The sequence below is a fragment of the Pseudomonas karstica genome (assembly GCF_009707515.1).
In the GTDB taxonomy this organism is placed as follows: Bacteria; Pseudomonadota; Gammaproteobacteria; order Pseudomonadales; family Pseudomonadaceae; genus Aquipseudomonas; species Aquipseudomonas karstica.
This window is the reverse complement of record NZ_WLYI01000004.1, coordinates 156,402-178,632: the sequence shown is the minus strand read 5'-3', so window position 1 is coordinate 178,632 and position 22,231 is coordinate 156,402. Positions and strand designations below refer to the sequence as shown.

The window sequence follows — 22,231 nt, the reverse complement described above, 5'->3', positions numbered from 1 at the left end:
CTCCTACAAGGGTGGCGGCAAGGTGAACCCCGACACCGAACGCCGCAATTGGCTGGCCATTTTCGCCAGGTTGCCGATGCTTTCTGCAGTCGCCGTGGAACCCGACGACGTCTGGCTGGTGATCTGCTGGATGACGTTCATGGTCAAGGAAATCTGACCGGCTGACGAGGTCTGTTGTTGCGCCGCATTGGAGATACTCTGGATCAACGCTGCCAACGTCTTGGACACACCTTCGATCTCTTCCAGCGCCACCCCGGCGTCCTGGGCCAGCCGCGCCCCCCGCACCACTTCGGTGGTGGTCTGTTCCATAGAAATGACGGCCTCGTTGGTGTCGGCCTGGATCGCCCGTACCAGGGTCTCGATTTGCCGGGTGGCGGCCGAAGAACGCTCGGCCAGCCGTTGCACTTCATCGGCCACCACCGCAAAGCCCCGCCCGGCATCACCGGCCATGCTGGCCTGTATCGCGGCGTTAAGGGCAAGAATGTTGGTCTGGTCGGCGATGTCGTCGATCAGGCTGACGATGTCGCCAATTTCCTGGGACGACTCCCCCAGGCGCTTGATGCGCTTGGCGGTGTCCTGGATCTGTTCGCGGATGTTGTCCATCCCATGGATGGTGTTGTGCACCACCTCATTACCCTTGTTGGCAATTTCCACCGAGCGCTCGGCCACAGCCGAGGATTCGGCGGCGTTGGCCGAGACCTGGTCAATGGACTGCACCATCTGGTTGATCGCGGTGGAGGCTTCAGCGATCTGCTGGGCCTGGTGTTCCGAAGCCTGGGCCAGGTGCATGGCGGTGGCCTGGGTATCTTGCACAGCGCCGGCCACTTGGCCGGCGGTGAGGTTGATGGTGGCAACCAGATCCCGCAGTTGGTCCACGGAATAGTTGATGGAGTCGGCGATGGTGCCGGTGAAGTCTTCGGTCACCGAGGCTGTGACCGTCAGGTCGCCATCTGCCAGGTCTTCGATTTCGTCCAGCAAGCGCATGATCGCATTTTGATTGCGCTCGTTCTTTTCGGCGGTTTCCCGCAACTGGCGGTTGGTCTCGCGGACCATCACCAGGCCAATCAGGATGATCGAGGCCAGGGCCAGCAAGCCCAATACGTAACCGCCGATGGCGTCGAAGCTGCGACCATCGGCCAGGTTTTCAAAACCGGTGGCCAGGTGCGAGGCTTCATCAAGCAGGGTTTGTGACAGGCTGAAAATATTGCTCGCCGAGGCACGTACCTGGAACAGTTGCGGCGAGGTTTCGAGGATTTCATCCACGGAGCCTGAGACAAACTCGAACAGCTCGGAAATCTCCGCCAGGCGAGCGCGGGCGTCGTGGTCTTCGACCTGGCTGATGCGCAGCCCGGCATTGCCCTGGAGCATGCCGTTGAGCACCTCGCCGAAGCGGTTGGCGTCGCGACCAAAGGCATCGGCGGCCTGCACGGCGGTCTCATCGCCGGCAAGTACGGTATTCACCGCACCCAGGATACGCTCGGCCAGCAACGACTGGCGCTGGGCCAGCGCTACCTGGCTGGCGGGGGCGCCTCCTTGCAGGAGGATGTCCACGACCCGCTCCGATTCGACCTGCAATTGCGGCACGGTTTCGGCCAAGGTAGCGGCCACTTGATGCAGGGACAGCACGGTCTGCTCGCTGGCCAGAATCGCGTCGGTGTCTTTCAGCAGCGCTTCCCAGTCGGTCTGCACCGCGCGCATTTGCGTACGCAACACGTGGGGCGCCGCCGGCAGCCCGGTGGCCGGGTCGCCTTTTTTCAGGTAGCCCCAGCGCTGGGAAAAATCGTTGCGCGCCTCCCCCAACAGCTTGAACGCGGCAGACTTGCCCGCCGCGGCTTCCGTGGCATTCTTGGCGATACGCTGGGACAGCACCCGCAACTCACCGGCGTGGCTGATGTACTGCTTATCATAGGTAGATTGGGTGTTGAGGTACGCGAAGTTGGCGAACAACAACATGATGAAGACGATCAGCGCGATAAACAGCACGATGATCTGCGAGCGGCTGCGAGAGGCTTCCCGCGGCTTGGGGGTGGTGATGCTGGTCATGGGTTGACGTCCATGAAGCCTGGGGCCTGGACCAGGGCGAAGGGGCTGAAGATCTGCCACACCGGATCGCCATTGAACTGGCCCTGGATAAAGGAGGCGCTGGCGGTTTCGTCCGACGTTAGCACAGTGCGTACCTGCAACTCTTGGGCAAAATGCTGCATCCCCACCACCTCATCCACCAACAGGCCGACAAATACGTCCTGATACTCCACGACCAATACTCGCCGTTGTTTGCGCGGCGTCGACAGTTCGTGACAGAGGAACCCGCGCAGATCCATCACCGGCAACAGCCGCCCGCGCAGGTTGGCCACACCCTTGACCCACGGCTTGACCCCGGGAATCAACGTGCAACGCGGCTCGTGGAGGACTTCGGCGATTTCGCCCATGGGCGCCACGTACCAATGATCGCCCAGTCGAAAGCCGATGCCGCTCCAGCTTTGCACCCGGGCTTCCTGGGAGGGCAGGTCGGCAGCCAACAGACGGCAGCGGCGGTCGATGTCCAGCAACAACTCGAAGGCGGTTTGCGACTCGGTCATGGGAACCTGCCGTCAGCCCACCAACACCTTGTTCAGGGTGGCAATCAGGGTGTCTTCGTCCACGGGTTTGGTCAGGTAGTCTTTCGCGCCCTGGCGTTCGCCCCAGATCTTGTCGGTTTCCTGATCCTTGGTGGTGATGATGATGATCGGGATCGAACTGATGCTCGGGTCAGTGTGCTTGCTCAACTGGCGAGTGGCCTGAAAGCCGTTCAGGCCTGGCATGACGATATCCATCAATACGGCATCAGGCTTCTCCAGGGAGGCCAGGGCCACGCCATCAGCACCGTTCTCGGCCTTGAGGACCTGGTGGCCGTGCTTTTCCAGCATGCCGGTCAGTTTGTACATTTCAGTCGGCGAATCGTCGACGATCAGAACACGTGCCATGGTTTTCCCCACTACATTGGTAGACGCAAGCGCTCAGAGGCTTGCCGTCAATGTGCTTGTTCTACTGCGGCGAAACCCGGCACATACGCCTTGATCGCACTCAGCAGTTCTTCCTTGCTGAAAGGTTTGGTCAAAAACTGATCTACGCCCACGATGCGGCCCTTGGCCTTGTCGAACAGGCCGTCCTTGGAGGACAGCATGATCACCGGTATCGACTTGAACGCCGGGTTGTTCTTGACCAGGGCGCAGGTCTGATAACCGTCCAGGCGCGGCATCATGATGTCGACGAAGATAATGTGCGGATGATGGTCAACGATCCTGGCCAGGGCATCGAAACCGTCAATGGCCGTGATGACTTCGCACCCCACGTTCTTCAACAGTGTTTCGGCGGTGCGGCGAATCGTTTTCGAATCGTCGATTACCATCACTTTCAAGGCGTTGGGTTGCTGTTCCATATCTGCTCTACCATCGCCACAGCGAATCGGTTTTCGGTGTGTGTGCATAGGGTCGACGCCAAACCCTTGCGATTCAAGGGCTGATACGCCATGGCAGCCTTTTTAGCACAGACTGGGAAGGCAATCTATCGGCCGACCGGCAAGGTGGTTTTTCCTTGACCCACAACAGTCTCAGCGCCACTCTGACGCCACTTTTATGCGCCCTTATTTGCTAGAGGAAATCCCCCATGAGCGTTCGCGTTGGCATTGTCATGGACCCTATCGCCAGCATTTCCTATAAAAAGGATAGCTCGCTGGCCATGCTGCTGGCCGCCCAGGCCCGCGGTTGGACGTTGTTCTATATGGAGCAGCGCGATCTTTACCAGGGCGACGGTGAGGCACGGGCCCGGATGCGTCCCTTGCAAGTGTTTGCCAACCCTGAGAAGTGGTTCGAGCTTGCCGACGAGATCGACAGCCCGCTGAGTGACCTGGACGTGATCCTGATGCGCAAGGACCCGCCTTTCGACATGGAGTTCGTCTACTCCACCTATCTGTTGGAGCAGGCCGAGCGTGCCGGCGTGCTGATCGTCAACAAACCCCAGAGCCTGCGCGACTGCAATGAAAAGCTGTTCGCCACCCTATTCCCGCAGTGCACCCCGCCGACCGTGGTCAGCCGCCGCGCCGACGTGCTGCGCGAGTTTGCCGCCAAGCACGGGGATGTGATCCTCAAGCCGCTGGACGGCATGGGCGGCACCTCGATCTTCCGTCACCGCGCCGGCGATCCGAACCTGTCGGTGATCCTGGAAACCCTGACGGCCCTCGGCGCCCAGCAGATCATGGGCCAGGCCTACCTGCCGGCAATCAAGGACGGCGACAAGCGCATCCTGATGATCGACGGCGAGCCAGTGCCATATTGCCTGGCACGCATCCCCGCCGCCGGCGAGACCCGAGGCAACCTGGCGGCCGGTGGTCGTGGCGAAGCGCGTCCATTGACCGACAAAGACCATTGGATTGCTGCACAAGTCGGCCCGACCCTGCGGGAAAAAGGCCTGCTGTTTGTAGGCCTTGACGTAATTGGCGAGCACCTTACGGAAATCAACGTCACTAGCCCGACCTGCATCCGCGAGATTGACAATGCGTTTGGCACCAATATCGGCGAAATGCTGATGGCCGCGATTGAAGCGAAGTTAGAGACCTCAAGCGCCAAGCCGCAAGTTTGAAGCGCGTCACCTAAAGCTTGTAACTTGTCACTTGAAGCTAAAAACCAACATTGCGTTATCATGCCGAACCTTGAAACACGCGATGTTGGTTTTATATGTCACTCCCCTCCGATCTGCCCCCAGAACTCTCCCACAGCGGCGTGCGCCCGGCTGATCGGCTCGGATTTACCCTGTTTATTGCGGCGTTGATTCACCTGGCGCTGATCCTCGGCCTGGGTTTCACCTTCGCCGAACCCAAGCAGATCAGCAAAACCCTGGAAATCACCCTCGCCACCTTCAAGAGCGAAAAAAAGCCGGAAAAGGCTGACTTTCTCGCCCAGGACAATCAACAAGGCAGCGGCACCCTGGACAAGAAAGCGGTGCCCAAGACCACAGAAGTCGCACCGTTCCAGGACAACAAGGTCAATAAGGTCACGCCACCGCCAGTGCCCAAGCCCGAGGTCAAGCAGGCAGCGCCCAAGGCAGCCGTCGCGACCACAGCGCCCAAACCGCAAAAGACCATTACCCGGCGGGAAAAGGTCAAGACCGAGCCCGCACCGAAGACGTCCCCCCCCACCTTTGACAGTTCCCAGCTCTCCAGTGAAATCGCCAGCCTGGAAGCGGAGTTGGCCAACGAGCAGCAGCTCTACGCCAAGCGTCCTCGGATTTATCGCCTGAACGCCGCGTCCACCATGCGCGACAAGGGTGCCTGGTATAAGGACGAATGGCGCAAGAAGGTTGAACGCATCGGCAACCTCAACTACCCGGACGACGCCCGCCGCCAGCAGATCTACGGCAACTTGCGGCTACTGGTGTCGATCAACCGCGATGGTTCGTTATATGAGGTGCTGGTGCTGGAGTCGTCCGGCCAGCCGTTGCTGGACCAGGCAGCACAACGCATCGTGCGCCTGGCCGCACCGTTCGCCCCCTTTACCGGGGACCTGTCAGACATCGACCGCCTGGAAATCATCCGCACCTGGAAGTTTGCCAAGGGCGACCGCCTTTCCAGCAACTGATCGAATGCAACCTGATGAATGTCGATATCTTGCGGCCTGCTCGTTCCCATGCTCCGCGTGGGAATGCCTCCTGGGATGCTCCGCGTCCCGCCATATGCGTACGACTCAAGCCTTGCGCAAGGCGTGTAGCCAGAACGATCACACTCAAACAATTTCCTACACATCCCCAGCTTGTCAGTTCGCCCCTCCAGCGCCACACTAGCCGACATGAAAAATGTCAGCCCGACCTACCTCAAGCACCAATTCCTGATCGCCATGCCCCATATGGCCGACCCGAACTTTGTGCAGACCTTGACCTATATCGTCGAGCACACAGCCAATGGCGCCATGGGCCTGGTGGTCAACCGTCCACAGGAACTGAACCTGGCCGATATCCTCGAGCAATTGCGCCCGGAGATCGAGCCGCCAGCCAACTGCCAGGACGTGCCGATCTACATCGGCGGCCCGGTGCAGACTGACCGGGGTTTTGTGCTGCATCCCAGCGGCCCCACGTTCCAGGCAACGGTGGATCTGGACGGGCTGTCCCTGTCCACTTCCCAGGACGTGCTGTTCGCCATTGCCGATGGCGTCGGGCCCAAGCAGAACCTGATTACCCTGGGTTATGCCGGCTGGGAAGCCGGTCAACTGGAAGCAGAATTGGCCGACAACGCCTGGCTGACCTGCCCGTTTGATGCCGACATCCTGTTCAACACCGCCAGTGAACTGCGCCTTACTGCCGCAGCGGCGCGGCTGGGCGTCAACCTCAGCCTGTTGACCAGCCAGGCGGGGCACGCCTGATGGCCTTGCGCCTGGTCCTCGGCTTTGACTACGGCACCAAACAGATCGGCGTCGCCGTCGGCCAGGTGATCACTGGGCAGGCTCGCGAGCTGTGCACCTTGAAAGCCCAGAATGGCGTACCCGACTGGAACCAGGTGGAAGCCCTGATCAAGGAATGGAAACCCGACGCCGTGGTGGTTGGCCTGCCGTTGAACATGGATGGCACCCCGAGCGAGATGTGCCTGCGGGCCGAAAAGTTCGCCCGGCGCCTCAACGGCCGCTACAACCTGCCCTTCTATACTCACGACGAACGCCTGACCACTTTCGAGGCCAAGGGCGAACGGCGAGCACAGGGTGGGCAGAAAGGCAGCTACCGCGACCATCCGGTAGATGCCATCGCCGCCGCCTTGCTGTTGCAGGGTTGGCTGGATGAAAACACCGCTTTATTTGAATCCTGACTGACGCGGCTTGCCGCGCCTTCTTACATTTGAGCCCGGACCTTGCCAGCCCCACGCTGCGCAAGGCCCTGAAGGAGCCACCATGAGCCTGCCCAATCCCGCCGAACTGATCAGCCAGATGGCGTTACGTCTCAAGGCCCATCTGGAACACCGAGCCATCAGCGAGCCGCGATTTATCGGCATCCGCACCGGCGGCATCTGGGTGGCCCAGGCGTTACTGGAAGAACTGGGCAGCGATTCGCCCCTGGGCACCCTGGACGTGTCCTTCTACCGCGACGATTTCAGCCAGAACGGCCTGCACCCACAAGTGCGCCCTTCGGCCCTGCCCTTCGAAATCGAAGGCCAGCACCTGGTACTGATCGATGACGTGCTGATGAGTGGCCGCACGATCCGCGCTGCCATGAACGAACTGTTCGACTACGGCCGCCCGGCCAGCATTACCCTGGTGTGCCTGCTGGACCTGGACGCGGGCGAACTGCCCATCAGCCCGGACGTGGTGGGCGCCACCCTGTCGCTGGAAGCCACCCAACGGGTAAAATTGTCCGGTCCCACGCCGCTCGAACTCGAACTGCAAGACCTCGCCCTTTAAACCGCCTTGTAAAGAGTCCCCGCGATGACGCCTCTAGATGCCAAGCGCCCGCTGCAGCTCAATGCTCAGGGCCAGTTGCAACACTTTCTATCCCTCGACGGTTTGCCCCGCGAACTGCTCACCGAAATCCTCGAAACCGCCGACTCATTCCTTGAAGTCGGCGGCCGGGCGGTGAAAAAAGTCCCGCTGTTGCGGGGCAAGACCATCTGCAACGTGTTCTTCGAGAACTCCACCCGTACCCGCACCACCTTTGAACTGGCAGCCCAGCGGCTGTCGGCCGACGTAATCACCTTGAACGTCTCCACATCGTCGGCGAGCAAGGGCGAAACCCTGCTCGACACTCTGCGCAACCTGGAAGCCATGGCCGCCGACATGTTCGTGGTGCGCCACGGCGATTCCGGCGCGGCGCACTTCATCGCCGAGCACGTGTGCCCGAATGTGGCGATCATCAACGGCGGCGACGGCCGCCACGCCCACCCCACCCAGGGCATGCTCGACATGCTGACTATCCGTCGGCACAAGGGCAGCTTTGAAAACCTCTCGGTGGCTATTGTCGGCGACATCCTGCACTCGCGGGTGGCACGGTCGAACATGCTGGCCTTGAAAACCCTGGGCTGCCCGGACATCCGGGTAATTGCACCAAAAACCCTGCTGCCGATCGGCATCGAGCAATACGGGGTTAAGGTCTACACCGACATGAGCGAAGGCCTCAAGGACGTCGACGTGGTGATCATGTTGCGCCTGCAACGCGAACGCATGGCCGGGGGCCTGCTGCCAAGCGAGGGTGAGTTCTACCGCCTGTTCGGTTTGACCACCGCACGCCTGGCCAAGGCCAAGCCCGATGCCATCGTCATGCACCCGGGCCCGATCAACCGTGGAGTGGAGATTGAGTCGGCAGTGGCCGACGGGCCGCAGTCAGTGATCCTCAACCAGGTGACCTACGGCATCGCCGTGCGCATGGCGGTGCTGTCCATGGCCATGAGCGGGCAAACCGCACAACGTCAATTCGAGCAGGAGAACGCCCAGTGAAGCTCAGCATTCTCGGCGCCCGAGTCATTGATCCGGCCAGCGGCCTGGATCAAGTCACCGACCTTCATCTGGAAGCCGGCAAGATTATTGCCATCGGCGCTGCCCCGAGTGGCTTCAGCGCCACCGACACCATCGACGCCAAAGGCCTGATAGCCGCACCTGGGCTGGTGGACCTGAACGTCGCCCTGCGCGAACCGGGCTACAGCCGCAAAGGCACTATCGCCAGCGAAACCCGCGCCGCAGCGGCCGGAGGCGTCACCAGCCTGTGCTGCCCGCCGCAGACCAGGCCGGTACTGGACACCTCGGCCGTGACCGAGTTGATCCTCGACCGCGCCCGGGAAGCCGGCAATTGCAAAGTGTTCCCCATCGGCGCCCTGAGCAAAGGCCTGGACGGCGAACAGCTTGCAGAGCTCATTGCGCTGCGCGACGCTGGCTGCGTGGCTTTTGGCAACGGCCTGGAGAGCTTTCGCAGCACCCGCACCCTGTGCCGCGCCCTGGAATACGCAGCGACTTTCGACCTGACAGTGATTTTCCACTCCCAGGACCGCGACTTGGCCGAAGGCGGCCTGGCCCACGAAGGCGCTACTGCCAGCTTCCTCGGCCTGCCAGGCATCCCGGAAACCGCTGAGACCGTGGCCCTGGCCCGAGACCTACTGCTGGTGGAACAAAGCGGTGTACGTGCGCACTTCAGCCAATTGACCAGCGCCCGGGGCGTGGCGCTGATCGCCCAGGCTCAAGCCCGTGGCTTGCCGGTAACCGCGGATGTGGCGCTGTACCAGTTGATTCTGACGGATGAGGCACTGATCAACTTCTCCAGCCTGTACCACGTGCAACCGCCGCTGCGCACCCGTGCGGACCGCGATGGTTTGCGGGCGGCGGTGAAGTCCGGGGTGGTTTCGGCTATTTCCAGCCATCACCAACCTCACGAGCGGGACGCCAAGCTGGCACCCTTTGGCGCAACAGAACCTGGGATCAGCAGCGTAGAGCTGTTGCTGCCATTGGCGATGACGTTGGTGGAGGATGGTTTGCTGGATCTGCCGACGCTGCTGGCGCGCTTGAGCGTCGGCCCGGCCGAGGCGCTGCGCCTGCCGGCGGGCAAGCTGGCAGTGGGTTCGGCGGCGGACCTGGTGCTGTTCGATCCGCTCAGCTCCACGATTGCCGGAGAGCATTGGCTGTCCAAGGGTGAAAACTGCCCGTTCATTGGCCACAGCTTGCCGGCCAATGTGCAATACACCCTGGTGGATGGGCGGATTACCTACAGCCACTGATAACCCTGTAGCCGCTGGCGCAGCCTGCGATCGGCTGCGCAGCAGCTGTTTGGGCCTTGAGATTATTGAAGGTCCTGCGGCCCTTATCGCAGCCTCGGGGCTCGACAGCGGCTACAGACTCAAGTGCACCTTATCGACCGCCAACCCGCTCGGCATTGCGAATTGAAATCTGGGTATTCAACGTCCAGAAGTCATACAGCACCCCAACCAGGAACAAACCGCCGGTCAACAGATAAAGAATGCCGGTCAACCATTTGCCCTGATACATCCGGTGCAAACCAAATACCCCCAGGAACGTCAACAGTATCCAGGCCACGTTGTACTCGATGGGCCCAGCGGTAAAACGCAGGTCCGCTTCCCGATCCATGGCCGGGATCAGGAACAGGTCGATCAGCCAACCAATTCCCAACAATCCGAAGGTGAAAAACCAGATCGTCCCGGTCACCGGTTTGCCGTAATAAAATCGATGAGCACCGGTAATACCGAAAATCCAAAGCAGGTAACCGATCACCTTGCTGTGGGTATCTTGCTGCGGAAAATCCTGTCGATAGGTGTTCATGGAGTACTTCTTTTACCTCGATAGATAAATATTTCTGGTTTTTTTGTGACTTTTTTACGGGTGCTAAACATACGAAAAATGATATCGTCTCGCCTCTCAAAGCCTTATACCACCTGGCTTGTGTAGGAAAATAGCAGTAATTCGTCGCGCTTTTCCTGAATTTGACCCCAGGGTTCAGTCGACAAACGGCCCGAGAAAGACACAAAAAGCTGTTATAAAGTTGCGCGCAAACCAACAAGAGCCACGCCTAATGCGACCATTTTTCAAGACATGGCTAACCATCTGCCTATTAATGCCACTGGCCGCCCACGCCACCAACCGTGAGCAACGACTTCCGAACGTTAATGGTTTCACCCCTAAAGCTCATATCATTACCAGTTCCACCAAATCCGCAAAACTCACCGTCAAGCGCCCGACCCAACTGAGCAAGGTACGCGGTAAAGCAACTCCTGGCCTGATGGCGGTCAATACCAAGCAAAGCAGCAACGTCCTGAGCCGTGCCGTCAACGTGCTCGGTACTCCTTATCGTTGGGGCGGCAGCAGCCCAAGTAAAGGGTTCGACTGCAGCGGCTTGGTAAAATATGCATTTAACGATGTTGCCTCGGTGAACTTGCCGCGCACATCCAATGCCATGGCCAACGGCCATGGGCAGAAGGTTGACCGCAAGGATCTGAAACCAGGCGACTTGTTGTTCTTCAAGCTCAAGAGCCGCAAGGTCAACCACGTGGCGATCTACCTGGGCAACGATCGTTTTATTCACGCACCGCGTCGTGGCAAGTCGGTAAGTATCGACACGCTGAAAAAGCCATTCTGGAGCAAGAACTACGTAATCGCCAAACGTGTTCTGCCTAAAGAACAGAACAGTCTGCGGGTTGCCCAGCGCTGATCTGCTTGTTGTAGGAGCGAGGGGGACGCCTCGCTCCTACAGTATCTCTCCAGGCATCCTGGCCTTCTCCCGGGCATCCTCCCGACTGACCAGCCCCTGGCTGACCAGCGTTTTCAAGCTCATGTCCAACGTCTTCATTCCCAACGCCCCACCCGTCTGAATCGCCGAGTACATCTGCGCCACCTTGTCTTCGCGGATCAGGTTACGGATTGCCGATGTGCCAAGCATGATTTCATGGGCCGCCACCCGTCCGCCGCCCACTTTCCTCACCAGCACTTGGGACACCACCGCCTGCAACGACTCTGAAAGCATCGAGCGGACCATGGCCTTTTCCCCTGCAGGGAATACATCCACCACCCGATCCACGGTTTTCGCCGCCGACGTAGTGTGCAAGGTGCCGAACACCAAGTGCCCGGTTTCCGCAGCCGTCAGTGCCAGGCGAATGGTTTCCAGGTCGCGCATCTCGCCTACAAGGATCACGTCCGGGTCTTCCCGCATCGCTGAACGCAAGGCCGCCGAAAAACTATGAGTGTCGCGGTGCACCTGCCTCTGGTTGATCAAGGCACTTTTGGGCTGATGAACAAACTCGATCGGGTCTTCAAGGGTCAGGATGTGCTGCCGGCGATGGCCATTCAGGTAATCGATCATCGCCGCCAAGGTGGTGGACTTGCCGGACCCGGTGGGGCCCGTGACCAACACCAACCCTCGTGGCAAGTCCGCAATCTGGCGAAATATCGCTCCCAACCCCAGGCTTTCCAGGTTCCGGACCTCTGATGGGATCGTCCGGAACACTGCCGCCATCCCTCGGTGCTGTTGAAACACATTCACTCGGAATCGCGCCACGCCAGGCAGTTCGAAGGCGAAATCCGTTTCAAGAGATGTTTCGAAATCCTTTTGCTGCTGTTCCGTGAGCAGCGGCCCCAACAACATTGCAACTTGCGTGGGAGCCAGCGTCGGCTGATCGAGGGGGTGAACCTCACCATCAACGCGCACCATCGGCGCCAAGCCTGCAGAAAGATGCAGGTCAGACGCCCCCAGGCTGACGCTTGCGGCCAGCAGTTCAGTGATATCCATAGGGCTTTCCATTTCCAGTAGAATGCCGCGGACTCCATATCCGCGGGCGCACCTTGAATGTCGACCATAGCAGACAATATCAGCCTGGTTAGTGACCGGATCCGTGCGGCGGCCCAAGCCGTTCAGCGCGACGCAAACAGCATCCACTTGCTCGCCGTCAGCAAGACCAAACCCGCACACGCCGTGCGCGAAGCCTATGCCGCCGGGATGCGTGACTTTGGCGAAAACTACCTGCAGGAAGCCTTGGGCAAACAGCTGGAATTAACCGACCTGCCCTTGAGTTGGCACTTCATCGGCCCCATTCAATCGAACAAGACTCGCGCTATTGCCGAGAACTTCGCTTGGGTGCATTCCGTGGACCGCCTGAAAATCGCACAACGCCTGTCAGAACAACGCCCGGCCGACCTGCCGACGCTGAACATCTGTATTCAGGTCAACGTCAGCGGCGAAGCCAGCAAATCCGGCTGTACACCCGCCGATTTGCCAGCACTGGCCAAAGCGATCTGCGCTTTGCCGCGCTTGAGGCTGCGTGGCTTGATGGCGATTCCCGAGCCGACTGAAGATCGGGCGGCCCAGGACGAGGCATTTGCCACTGTGCGTGACCTGCAAACGAGCCTGAACCTTTCGCTCGACACACTTTCCATGGGCATGAGCCACGACCTTGAGTCGGCCATCGCCCAAGGGGCCACTTGGGTGCGGATCGGTACCGCCCTGTTTGGCGCCCGCGACTACGGTCAGCCGTGAAATGGCTGACTCCCATCTGAATAAGGATCTGTCATGAGTAACACGCGTATTGCCTTTATCGGCGCCGGAAACATGGCGGCCAGCCTGATCGGAGGCCTGCGGGCCAAGGGCCTGGAAGCGGACCAGATCCGCGCCAGCGATCCGGGTGAAGAAACCCGCGCTCGCGTCAGCCGCGAACACGGCATAAAAGTCTTCGCCGACAACGCGCAAGCCATCCAAGGCGTTGACGTGATCGTGCTGGCGGTCAAGCCACAGGCCATGAAAGCCGTGTGCGAAACCCTGCGCCCAAGCCTTGCGCCGCATCAACTGGTGGTATCCATCGCTGCCGGCATCACCTGCGCCAGCATGAACAACTGGCTCGGCGCCCAACCGATTGTGCGCTGCATGCCCAACACCCCGGCGCTGCTACGTCAGGGCGTCAGCGGTTTGTACGCCACCACCGAAGTCACCGCCCAACAGCGGGACCAGGCGCAGGAACTGTTGTCTGCCGTGGGTATCGCCCTCTGGCTGGAACAAGAGCAGCAACTGGACGCCGTCACTGCCGTCTCCGGCAGCGGCCCGGCGTACTTCTTCCTGCTGATCGAAGCCATGACTGCCGCTGGCGTGAAACTGGGCCTGCCACGGGAAACCGCCGAGCAACTGACCCTGCAGACCGCCTTGGGCGCTGCACACATGGCGGCGGGCAGTGATGTCGACGCCGCCGAGTTGCGCCGTCGCGTGACCTCGCCGGGCGGCACCACACAAGCCGCTATTGAATCGTTCCAGGCCGGGGGTTTTGAAGCCCTGGTGGAAAAAGCATTGGGCGCCGCCGCGCACCGCTCGGCCGAGATGGCCGAACAACTAGGTCAATAAGGAGCCAACATGATTGGTTTGAACACCGCAGCCGTTTACGTGCTGCAAACCCTCGGCAGTCTGTACCTGCTGATCGTGCTGTTGCGTTTTATCCTGCAACTGGTGCGTGCAAACTTCTACAACCCACTCTGCCAGTTCGCCGTGAAGGCCACTCAGCCGCTGCTCAAGCCATTGCGCCGAGTGATCCCGAGCGTGTTCGGCCTGGACATGTCATCGCTGGTCCTGGCGATCCTGGTGCAATTGGCGTTGATGGCCCTGACCCTGCTGCTGACCTACGGCACCACCGGCAACTTCCTGCAATTGCTGATCTGGGCCATCATCGGCGTGACCGCGCTGTTCCTGAAGATCTTCTTTTTTGCCCTGATCATCAGCGTGATCCTGTCCTGGGTTGCCCCAGGCAGTCATAACCCGGGCGCCGAACTGGTCAACCAGATCTGCGAGCCTGCCCTGGCACCGTTTCGCAAAATCCTGCCAAACCTGGGCGGCCTGGACATCTCGCCGATCCTGGCGTTCATGGTGCTCAAGCTCCTGGATATGTTGGTGATCAACAACCTGGCGGCAATGACGATGATGCCGGACATCCTGCGGCTGCTGATCTGATGAGCATTCCCACGCTCCGCGTGGGAATGCCGCCCGTGACGCTTCGCGTCACACTTGCGCAGGTATCAAGTCTGGCGGTGAGCCGTGGACGCGGAGCGTCCGAGGAGGCGTTCCCACGCAGAGCGTGGGAACGATCTCCATCCGTACAGACCTTTGCTTGCCGCTAGGTGCAGCGGTCTTTAGACTTACGCCTCATTTAAACGAGAGCAGGGTCGATGCCAACTGCCTTTCCCCCCGATTCTGTTGGATTGGTCGTGCCCCAAGTGGCGCACTTCAACGAGCCCCAAGCCCTGGCCTGCGGCCGTTCGCTGCCAGCCTACGACCTGATCTACGAAACTTATGGCCAACTGAACGCCACGGGCAGTAATGCCGTGCTGATCTGCCACGCCCTGTCCGGCCACCATCACGCGGCGGGTTTCCACAGCGTTGATGAGCGCAAGCCCGGCTGGTGGGACAGTTGCATCGGCCCCGGCAAGCCCATCGACACCAGCAAGTTTTTCGTGGTCAGCCTGAACAACCTCGGCGGCTGCAACGGCTCCACCGGGCCGAGCAGCATCAATCCGGAAACCGGCCAGCCATTCGGTGCCGACTTCCCGGTGTTGACCGTGGAAGACTGGGTCCACAGCCAGGCGCGCCTCGCTGATGTGCTGGGCATCAGCCAATGGGCAGCGGTGATCGGCGGCAGTCTCGGCGGCATGCAGGCTTTGCAGTGGACCATCACCTACCCGGATCGCGTGCGTCATTGCCTGGCGATTGCCTCGGCCCCCAAATTGTCAGCGCAGAACATCGCCTTCAACGAAGTTGCGCGCCAGGCAATTCTGACCGACCCGGAGTTCCATGGTGGTTCGTTCCAGGAGCACGGCGTGATCCCCAAGCGTGGGCTGATGCTGGCGCGGATGGTCGGGCACATCACCTACCTCTCGGACGATTCCATGGGCGAGAAATTCGGCCGTGGCCTGAAGAGCGAGAAGCTCAACTACGATTTCCACAGCGTCGAGTTCCAGGTCGAGAGTTACCTGCGTTATCAGGGTGAAGAGTTTTCCGGGCGTTTCGACGCCAATACCTACCTGTTGATGACCAAGGCCCTGGACTACTTCGACCCGGCGGCAAACTTCGACGATGACCTGGCAAAAACCTTCGCCAATGCCACGGCCAAGTTCTGCGTGATGTCATTCACCACCGACTGGCGCTTCTCCCCGGCGCGTTCGCGAGAGCTGGTGGATGCACTGATGGCCGCGAAGAAAGACGTCTGCTACCTGGAGATCGATGCACCGCAGGGTCACGACGCCTTCCTGATCCCGATCCCGCGCTACCTGCAAGCGTTCACCAACTACATGAACCGCATAGAACTGTGAGAACGCCATGAGAGCCGACCTGGACATCATCCAAGACTGGATCCCCGCCGGCAGCCGCGTGCTCGACCTGGGTTGCGGCGATGGCGAACTGCTGAGCTGGCTGCGAGACAACAAGCAAGTCACCGGTTACGGCCTGGAAAACGACCCGGAGAACATCGCCCAGTGCGTGGCCAAGGGCATCAACGTGATCGAGCAGGACCTGGACAAGGGCCTGGGCAACTTTGCCAGCAACAGCTTCGACATTGTCGTGATGACCCAGGCCCTGCAAGCCGTGCACTACCCGGACCGAATCCTTGACGAAATGTTGCGGGTGGGCCGCCAGTGCATCATCACCTTCCCCAACTTCGGTCACTGGCGCTGCCGCTGGTACCTGGCGACCAAGGGCCGGATGCCGGTTTCGGACTTCCTGCCGTACACCTGGTACAACACGCCGAACATCCACTTCTGCACCTTCGAAGACTTCGAGGCGCTGTGCAGTGAACGTGAAGCCAAAGTGATCAACCGCCTTGCCGTCGATCAACAGCACCGGCACGGCTGGGCGAGTAAGCTATGGCCCAATCTGTTGGGCGAAATCGGCATTTACCGGGTCAGTAGTCCTGGCCTGACAGACCACCAGATTGCCGTCTAACCATTTTCAAGAGGGACGATCATGAGTCGCTTGGCTATTTTCCTACTCACAGCGTGCCTGGGCGCCAGCGTCATGGCCGCCGATGTTATCGACAGCAATCGTCAAAAGGCGTTTGGTGACATCACGGTGCACTACAACACCTTTACCTCAAGCTTCCTGCAACCCGAGACAGCCCAAGCCGTGGGCGTGGTGCGCAGCAAGAACAAGGGCATGATCAATGTCTCGGTCATCAAGGGCGTAGAGCCGGTGGCCGCACAAGTCACCGGCACCATCAAGGACCTGAGTGGCAAAAGCGAGATGCTGACGTTCAAGCAGATCACCGAAAAGGGTGCGATCTATTACCTCGCCCCCTACTCCGTGCCGCAACAGGAAGTCAGGATTTTTACCATCAACGTTGAAACCGGCGGCAAGGCCCACGGTTTCAGTTTCAACCAGGAACTGTTTCCGGCGCCATGATCAAACTTACTCAACTCGTACTGGCCAGCCATAACGCCGGCAAACTCAAAGAGCTCCAGGCGATGCTCGGAGAGTCCGTGCAACTGCGCTCGATTGGCGAGTTCAGCCAGGTCGAGCCGGAAGAAACCGGCCTGTCGTTCGTTGAGAATGCCATCCTCAAGGCCCGCAATGCCGCGCGCATCAGCGGCCTGCCGGCGCTGGCCGACGATTCGGGCCTGGCGGTGGACTTTCTCGGCGGCGCTCCTGGCATTTATTCAGCCCGTTATGCCGATGGCCAGGGCGATGCGGCGAACAACGCCAAGTTGCTGGACGCACTCAAGGATGTACCGGACGCCGAGCGCGGCGCCCAGTTTGTTTGTGTGCTGGCCCTGGTGCGCCACGCCGATGATCCACTGCCGATTCTGTGCGAAGGCCTGTGGCACGGGCGCATCCTGCATGCTGCCAGCGGCGCCCATGGCTTTGGTTATGACCCGTTGTTCTGGGTACCCGAGCGCAACTGCTCCAGCGCCGGACTGAGCCCCGCCGACAAGAACCAGATCAGCCACCGCGCCCGCGCAATGGTTCTGCTGCGCCAGCGCCTGGGCCTGAAATGACCCACGACACCCCGGTGCTGCCGCTGATCCACGGCGGCACGCAAACACCTCGGGCGGCCCTGCCTCAATTGCCGCCCCTGGCGCTGTACATCCACATCCCGTGGTGCGTGCGCAAGTGCCCTTATTGCGACTTCAACTCCCACACCGCCAGCAAAGTGCTACCGGAAGAAGAGTATGTTGACGCATTGTTGGCTGACCTCGACCAGGACCTGCATGCGGTATATGGCCGTGAGCTGAGCTCAATCTTCTTTGGTGGCGGCACGCCAAGCCTGTTCAGTGCTGCCGCGCTGGGCCGGCTGCTCAAGGGCGTGGAAGCACGTATCCCGTTTGCCAGTGATATCGAGATCACCCTGGAAGCCAACCCCGGGACCTTCGAACAAGAAAAGTTCGTCGCCTACCGCAAGTTGGGGATCAATCGCCTGTCCATCGGCATCCAGAGCTTCCAACAGGAAAAACTCCAGGCCCTGGGCCGAATCCACAATGGCGATGAAGCAGTGCGGGCTGCTGGCATGGCGCGCCAGGCCGGGTTCGACAACTTCAACCTGGACCTGATGCATGGCTTACCCGATCAGTCCCTGGACGATGCGCTCGGCGACCTGCGCCAGGCTATCGCGCTCAAGCCCACGCACTTGTCCTGGTATCAACTGACCCTGGAGCCCAACACGGTATTCTGGAACCAGCCACCTGCGCTGCCGGAAGACGACACCCTGTGGGATATCCAGGAAGCTGGCCAGGCGCTGCTGGCTGAACACGGTTACGCCCAGTACGAAGTCTCGGCCTACGCCCAACCGGGCCGGCCGGCGCGGCATAACCTCAATTACTGGAGTTTCGGCGACTTTATTGGTATCGGCGCCGGTGCTCACGGCAAGCTCAGCCATCCGGACGGGCGCATTGTGCGCACCTGGAAAACCCGTGCGCCAAAGGACTACTTGAACCCGGCAAAAAGCTTCCAGGCCGGGGCGAAAGACCTGACCAATGAGGAACTGCCGTTCGAGTTCCTGATGAACGCCCTGCGCCTGACCGATGGGGTCGAAGCCAGGCTGTACACCGAGCGCACCGGCCTGACCCTAGCCAGCCTTGATGAAGCCCGCCGCGAGGCAGAACAAAGTGGCTTATTGCAGGTCGAACCGTCACGCCTGGCGGCCACCGACCGTGGACAACTCTTTCTCAATGACCTGCTGCAAAAGTTTTTGAGCTGATCGGCTCTTAAGGAAATCGAATGGATCTGATACTCGACCTGCTCGCTACGGTATCCCGTTGGAGCCGCAGCAACTTATCGGAAATTTCCCTGGCTCTCGTCGGCTGCCTGTTGGTGCTGTTCGGCACAGACATAAAGGGCTGGGTCGAGGCGCGCCTGGGCAACATCGCCGGCGCTTTACGCGTGCCGCTGATGGCCCTGCTGTGCATGATTGGCAGCGGCGCCGCGCTGATCTACGCCACGCCATGGATTGTTCGTGGCTTGAGCCAGTTCAACAACTACAGCCTGGCGCCGGTGCTGTTGGTGGTACTGGTGTTGATTGGCGTCGTGGCGGATCGCCGTTAATTCCAGGCACGACACCACTGTAGGAGCGAGCTTGCTCGCGAAAAACCAATAGACAACACGGGCTACCAGACACGCTGCGTTATCGTTGACGATTTTCGCGGGCAAGCTCGCTCCTACAGTAGAGCGAGCTTGAAATCGTTACGCCAGCTTTTCGAATTTCAAATCCCAAACCCCATGCCCCAGACGCTCGCCACGGCGTTCGAACTTGGTGATCGGCCGCTCGGCCGGGCGCGGGACGCATTGGCCATCTTCGGCCAGGTTGCGATAGCCAGGGGCGAGGTTCATCACTTCCAGCATGTATTGCGCGTAGGGTTCCCAATCGGTGGCCATGTGCAGGATGCCGCCGACCTTGAGCTTGCTGCGCACCAGTTCCGCGAAGGAAGCCTGGACGATGCGGCGCTTGTGGTGGCGGCTTTTGTGCCATGGATCGGGGAAAAACAGCATCAGGCGATCGAGGCTGTTGTCGGCGATGCAGCGATTGAGCACCTCAATGGCGTCGCAGTCGTAGACCCGCAGGTTTTTCAGGCCTTGGGTCAACACGCCGTTAAGCAGCGCGCCGACACCTGGGCGGTGTACTTCGACACCGATAAAGTCTTGCTCTGGCGCAGCAGCGGCCATTTCCAGCAGGGAGTGGCCCATGCCGAAGCCGATTTCCAACGAGCGTGGGGCTGAACGGCCAAACACTTGGTCGAAGTCCACTGGCGCGTCGGCCAAGGGCAGGACGAACAGCGGTGTGCCCTGGTCCAGGCCCTTTTGCTGGCCTTCGGTCATGCGCCCGGCGCGCATCACAAAACTCTTGATGCGGCGGTGCTTGGACTCGTCGCCTTCTTCCACAGGGTTCGGCGTTTCGTTTGATTCAGTCATCAATGGCTCTTACTTGATCAGACCATCCAGCGGCGAGGAGGCGCTGGCGTAAAGTTTCTTCGGCATGCGCCCGGCGAGATACGCCAGGCGGCCTGCGACAATCGCGTGTTTCATGGCTTCGGCCATCATGATCGGTTGCTGCGCATTGGCGATGGCTGAGTTCATCAGCACTGCTTCGCAACCCAGCTCCATGGCGATGGTGGCGTCGGAAGCGGTACCGACACCTGCATCTACCAATACTGGGATCTTGGCTTCTTCGAGGATGATCTGCAGGTTGTACGGGTTGCAGATCCCCAGGCCGGTGCCAATCAGCCCGGCCAGCGGCATCACGGCAATGCAGCCGATTTCGGCCAATTGGCGAGCAATGATCGGGTCGTCGCTGGTGTAGACCATCACCTCGAAACCTTCCTTGACCAGTGTTTCAGCGGCCTTGAGGGTTTCGATCACGTTGGGGAACAGGGTTTTCTGGTCGGCCAGGACTTCCAGCTTCACCAGGTTGTGGCCGTCGAGCAGCTCACGGGCCAGGCGGCAAGTGCGCACGGCCTCGATGGCGTCGTAGCAACCAGCGGTGTTCGGCAGGATGGTGTAGCGGTCCGGCGGCAAGATATCCAGCAGGTTCGGCTCACCCGGGTTCTGGCCGATGTTGGTGCGGCGCACGGCCACGGTCACGATCTCGGCACCCGAGGCTTCGATGGCCAGGCGGGTTTCTTCCATGTCTCGGTACTTGCCGGTGCCTACCAGCAAACGCGACTGGTAGGTACGACCGGCCAGGACGAAGGGCTTGTCGCTACGAACGATGCTCATGGGAAATCCTCTATTGGGGTGAGGTTTTACAGAATGTAGGACGGCGCGCTGACACCGGCTGACGATTAGCCGCCGCCAATGGCATGGACCACTTCGACCTGGTCACCTTCGGTGAGCGCGGTCTCGGCATGTTGGCTACGCGGGACGATATCCAGATTGAGCTCCACTGCGACACGACGCCCGGTCAGGTCCAGACGGGTCAGCAAGGCCGCGACGGTTGTGCCGTCGGGCAGTTCAAGGGATTCGCCGTTCAACTGAATGCGCATGCCACGGGCCGCCATCGTTTTTAGGGGCCAGCATTCTAGCCTGATCGTGACCTGAAGGTCAGCTACAAGCGTCAAGCGGTAAGCTGCAGGCGCCAAGCGGCGAGACCCAGGAAGAACCAGCCAAGCAGGAACGCAAGCCCGCCAAATGGCGTGATGATGCCAAGTTTACTGATCCCGGTCATCGTCAGCACATACAGGCTGCCGGAGAAAAGCAGGATGCCGGCGACAAAGCATACGCCCGCCCAGGTCACCAGCCGGCCAGGAATATGCGCCGCCAGCAGTGCCACGCCAAACAGGGCCAAGGTGTGCACCAGTTGGTAGGTTACGCCAGTGTGGAAGATTGCCAGGTAATCGGCGCTCAGGCGGTTTTTCAGGCCATGGGCAGCGAACGCGCCGAGGGCAACACCGGTAAAACCGAAAAAGGCGGCCAGCATCAGAAAACCACGCAGCATGAGGAACTCCAGTCAGACGCATTGGGCAGGGTCTGTATAATGGCCCGCTCAACCGGTTCGGCCAAGCCATCTCTATGTTGCGTCTCCTCTTCAGTCGTTTTCTCAAAGCCGTGAAATGGTTCGCCATCGCCAGCGTTTTGCTGGTGCTGCTGTTTCGTGTGGTGCCACCACCGGGTAGCGCGTTGATGGTCGAACGCAAGGTTGAGTCCTGGATCGACGGCGAGCCCATTGATCTGCAACGAACATGGGTACCCTGGAACAAGATCTCCGAGGACCTCAAAGTGGCCGTCATGGCGGGCGAAGATCAACGTTTCCCCCAGCATTGGGGCTTCGATTTCGGCGCAATTCGGGCGGCATTGCTGCATAACGAGCGCGGCGGATCGATTCGCGGTGCCAGTACCTTGAGCCAGCAAGTATCCAAAAACCTGTTCCTGTGGGCCGGCCGCAGTTGGTTGCGCAAAGGGCTGGAGGCTTGGTTCACCGGGTTGATCGAGATTCTTTGGCCCAAGCAGCGGATTCTCGAGGTGTATCTCAACAGCGTGGAGTGGGATGACGGGGTGTTTGGCGCAGAGGCAGCGGCGCGGCATCACTTTGGGGTGAGCGCAAAGGCCCTGAGCCGCCAGCAGGCCAGTTATCTGGCGGCGGTACTGCCTAATCCACGGGTTTGGAGCGCCAGTCATCCGACGTCTTATGTAGCGCGGCGGGCAGCGTGGATTCGCCAGCAGATGAGTCAGTTGGGGGGCGATGACTACCTGATTGGACTCAATGATTCTCGCAAGGCGCCGTGGGCCGACTGAGTAGCTGATCGTTCCCGCGCCCTGTGGGAACGATCAGTTGGAAACA

Annotated in this window: 28 protein-coding genes; 18 read left to right on the top strand and 10 right to left on the bottom strand. The window is 60.3% G+C overall.

All coding sequences use genetic code 11. The features are described 5' to 3' along the window. Positions 1-3 precede the first annotated feature (3 nt). From GIR22_RS04845 to pilG, 4 genes are read right to left on the bottom strand one after another with little or no spacing between them, the layout of a single operon-like run. Complete coding sequence (locus tag GIR22_RS04845; RefSeq protein WP_154742215.1) at positions 4-2,043, bottom strand: methyl-accepting chemotaxis protein; 2,040 nt, start codon at positions 2,041-2,043, stop codon at positions 4-6. Next, on the bottom strand, positions 2,040-2,579 hold the full coding sequence (locus GIR22_RS04840; RefSeq protein ID WP_154742214.1) for a chemotaxis protein CheW: 540 nt from the start codon (positions 2,577-2,579) through the stop codon (positions 2,040-2,042). The genes GIR22_RS04845 and GIR22_RS04840 overlap by 4 nt, the downstream gene beginning before the upstream one ends. A 12-nt stretch (positions 2,580-2,591) precedes the next feature. Beyond that, positions 2,592-2,963 (bottom strand): twitching motility response regulator PilH, encoded by a 372-nt coding sequence (gene pilH / locus GIR22_RS04835; RefSeq protein ID WP_154742213.1) that lies wholly within the window; start codon positions 2,961-2,963, stop codon positions 2,592-2,594. A 47-nt stretch (positions 2,964-3,010) separates the two neighbouring features. Next, positions 3,011-3,418, bottom strand: coding sequence for a twitching motility response regulator PilG (pilG, locus tag GIR22_RS04830; protein WP_154742212.1), 408 nt, complete (start codon positions 3,416-3,418; stop codon positions 3,011-3,013). 227 nt (positions 3,419-3,645) lie between these two features. On the opposite strand from pilG, the gene gshB reads away from it, so the two are divergent. The 7 genes from gshB (at position 3,646) to GIR22_RS04795 (ending at position 9,712) form a co-directional block, all read left to right on the top strand. Further along, positions 3,646-4,617, top strand: coding sequence for a glutathione synthase (gene gshB / locus GIR22_RS04825; RefSeq protein ID WP_154742211.1), 972 nt, complete (start codon positions 3,646-3,648; stop codon positions 4,615-4,617). Between the two features lie 95 nt (positions 4,618-4,712). After that, positions 4,713-5,612, top strand: coding sequence for an energy transducer TonB (locus GIR22_RS04820; protein ID WP_154742210.1), 900 nt, complete (start codon positions 4,713-4,715; stop codon positions 5,610-5,612). A gap of 207 nt (positions 5,613-5,819) precedes the next feature. After that, entirely contained in the window at positions 5,820-6,389 is a 570-nt protein-coding gene (locus tag GIR22_RS04815) for a YqgE/AlgH family protein (protein WP_154742209.1), read from the top strand. Next, positions 6,389-6,826 carry a Holliday junction resolvase RuvX gene (ruvX, locus tag GIR22_RS04810; protein ID WP_154742208.1) on the top strand — a complete coding sequence of 146 codons (438 nt, stop codon included), beginning with the start codon at positions 6,389-6,391 and terminating at the stop codon, positions 6,824-6,826. The genes GIR22_RS04815 and ruvX overlap by 1 nt, the downstream gene beginning before the upstream one ends. A gap of 82 nt (positions 6,827-6,908) precedes the next feature. Next, entirely contained in the window at positions 6,909-7,415 is a 507-nt protein-coding gene (pyrR, locus tag GIR22_RS04805) for a bifunctional pyr operon transcriptional regulator/uracil phosphoribosyltransferase PyrR (RefSeq protein WP_154742207.1), read from the top strand. Positions 7,416-7,439: 24 nt separating this feature from the next. Beyond that, a complete protein-coding gene (locus GIR22_RS04800; protein WP_154742206.1) occupies positions 7,440-8,444 on the top strand; it encodes an aspartate carbamoyltransferase catalytic subunit in 1,005 nt (334 codons plus the stop codon). Continuing rightward, positions 8,441-9,712: a dihydroorotase gene (locus tag GIR22_RS04795; RefSeq protein WP_178122090.1), complete on the top strand. Its 1,272-nt coding sequence runs from the start codon at positions 8,441-8,443 to the stop codon at positions 9,710-9,712. The genes GIR22_RS04800 and GIR22_RS04795 overlap by 4 nt, the downstream gene beginning before the upstream one ends. A gap of 130 nt (positions 9,713-9,842) precedes the next feature. On the opposite strand, the gene GIR22_RS04790 is transcribed toward GIR22_RS04795, so the two are convergent. Continuing rightward, positions 9,843-10,271, bottom strand: a complete 429-nt coding sequence (locus tag GIR22_RS04790) for an NINE protein (RefSeq protein ID WP_154742205.1) — start codon at positions 10,269-10,271, stop codon at positions 9,843-9,845. Positions 10,272-10,521: 250 nt separating this feature from the next. On the opposite strand from GIR22_RS04790, the gene GIR22_RS04785 reads away from it, so the two are divergent. Then, on the top strand, positions 10,522-11,157 hold the full coding sequence (locus GIR22_RS04785) for a C40 family peptidase (protein ID WP_154742204.1): 636 nt from the start codon (positions 10,522-10,524) through the stop codon (positions 11,155-11,157). A gap of 36 nt (positions 11,158-11,193) precedes the next feature. Here GIR22_RS04785 and GIR22_RS04780 read toward each other — a convergent pair whose 3' ends face one another. Further along, positions 11,194-12,231, bottom strand: coding sequence for a type IV pilus twitching motility protein PilT (locus GIR22_RS04780; RefSeq protein WP_154742203.1), 1,038 nt, complete (start codon positions 12,229-12,231; stop codon positions 11,194-11,196). 57 nt (positions 12,232-12,288) lie between these two features. On the opposite strand from GIR22_RS04780, the gene GIR22_RS04775 reads away from it, so the two are divergent. From GIR22_RS04775 to GIR22_RS04735, 9 genes are all read left to right on the top strand, one after another. Further along, a complete protein-coding gene (locus GIR22_RS04775) occupies positions 12,289-12,975 on the top strand; it encodes a YggS family pyridoxal phosphate-dependent enzyme (protein WP_154742202.1) in 687 nt (228 codons plus the stop codon). A gap of 33 nt (positions 12,976-13,008) precedes the next feature. After that, positions 13,009-13,827 carry a pyrroline-5-carboxylate reductase gene (gene proC / locus GIR22_RS04770; protein WP_154742201.1) on the top strand — a complete coding sequence of 273 codons (819 nt, stop codon included), beginning with the start codon at positions 13,009-13,011 and terminating at the stop codon, positions 13,825-13,827. Between the two features lie 9 nt (positions 13,828-13,836). Then, entirely contained in the window at positions 13,837-14,427 is a 591-nt protein-coding gene (locus GIR22_RS04765) for a YggT family protein (RefSeq protein WP_154742200.1), read from the top strand. 215 nt (positions 14,428-14,642) lie between these two features. Further along, positions 14,643-15,782: a homoserine O-succinyltransferase MetX gene (metX, locus tag GIR22_RS04760; RefSeq protein WP_154742199.1), complete on the top strand. Its 1,140-nt coding sequence runs from the start codon at positions 14,643-14,645 to the stop codon at positions 15,780-15,782. 7 nt (positions 15,783-15,789) lie between these two features. Then, positions 15,790-16,410 (top strand): methionine biosynthesis protein MetW, encoded by a 621-nt coding sequence (gene metW, locus GIR22_RS04755; RefSeq protein ID WP_154742198.1) that lies wholly within the window; start codon positions 15,790-15,792, stop codon positions 16,408-16,410. Between the two features lie 21 nt (positions 16,411-16,431). Beyond that, the gene (locus GIR22_RS04750; RefSeq protein WP_154742197.1) at positions 16,432-16,866 is read left to right on the top strand and encodes a DUF4426 domain-containing protein; all 435 of its coding nucleotides are present in this window, start codon (positions 16,432-16,434) and stop codon (positions 16,864-16,866) included. Further along, on the top strand, positions 16,863-17,459 hold the full coding sequence (gene rdgB / locus GIR22_RS04745; protein ID WP_154742196.1) for an RdgB/HAM1 family non-canonical purine NTP pyrophosphatase: 597 nt from the start codon (positions 16,863-16,865) through the stop codon (positions 17,457-17,459). The genes GIR22_RS04750 and rdgB overlap by 4 nt, the downstream gene beginning before the upstream one ends. After that, positions 17,456-18,658, top strand: coding sequence for a radical SAM family heme chaperone HemW (hemW, locus tag GIR22_RS04740; RefSeq protein ID WP_154742195.1), 1,203 nt, complete (start codon positions 17,456-17,458; stop codon positions 18,656-18,658). The genes rdgB and hemW overlap by 4 nt, the downstream gene beginning before the upstream one ends. A gap of 20 nt (positions 18,659-18,678) precedes the next feature. Beyond that, a complete protein-coding gene (locus tag GIR22_RS04735; RefSeq protein ID WP_154742194.1) occupies positions 18,679-19,002 on the top strand; it encodes a DUF3392 domain-containing protein in 324 nt (107 codons plus the stop codon). 138 nt (positions 19,003-19,140) lie between these two features. Here GIR22_RS04735 and trmB read toward each other — a convergent pair whose 3' ends face one another. From trmB to GIR22_RS04715, 4 genes are all read right to left on the bottom strand, one after another. Further along, positions 19,141-19,866 (bottom strand): tRNA (guanosine(46)-N7)-methyltransferase TrmB, encoded by a 726-nt coding sequence (trmB, locus tag GIR22_RS04730; RefSeq protein ID WP_154742193.1) that lies wholly within the window; start codon positions 19,864-19,866, stop codon positions 19,141-19,143. Positions 19,867-19,875: 9 nt separating this feature from the next. Then, positions 19,876-20,670 (bottom strand): thiazole synthase, encoded by a 795-nt coding sequence (locus tag GIR22_RS04725; RefSeq protein WP_154742192.1) that lies wholly within the window; start codon positions 20,668-20,670, stop codon positions 19,876-19,878. A 65-nt stretch (positions 20,671-20,735) separates the two neighbouring features. Further along, the gene (gene thiS / locus GIR22_RS04720; RefSeq protein WP_178122089.1) at positions 20,736-20,936 is read right to left on the bottom strand and encodes a sulfur carrier protein ThiS; all 201 of its coding nucleotides are present in this window, start codon (positions 20,934-20,936) and stop codon (positions 20,736-20,738) included. Positions 20,937-21,007: 71 nt separating this feature from the next. Beyond that, a complete protein-coding gene (locus GIR22_RS04715) occupies positions 21,008-21,388 on the bottom strand; it encodes a DUF423 domain-containing protein (RefSeq protein ID WP_154742190.1) in 381 nt (126 codons plus the stop codon). A 74-nt stretch (positions 21,389-21,462) separates the two neighbouring features. On the opposite strand from GIR22_RS04715, the gene mtgA reads away from it, so the two are divergent. Beyond that, positions 21,463-22,185: a monofunctional biosynthetic peptidoglycan transglycosylase gene (mtgA, locus tag GIR22_RS04710; protein WP_154742189.1), complete on the top strand. Its 723-nt coding sequence runs from the start codon at positions 21,463-21,465 to the stop codon at positions 22,183-22,185. Positions 22,186-22,231: the final 46 nt, after the last annotated feature.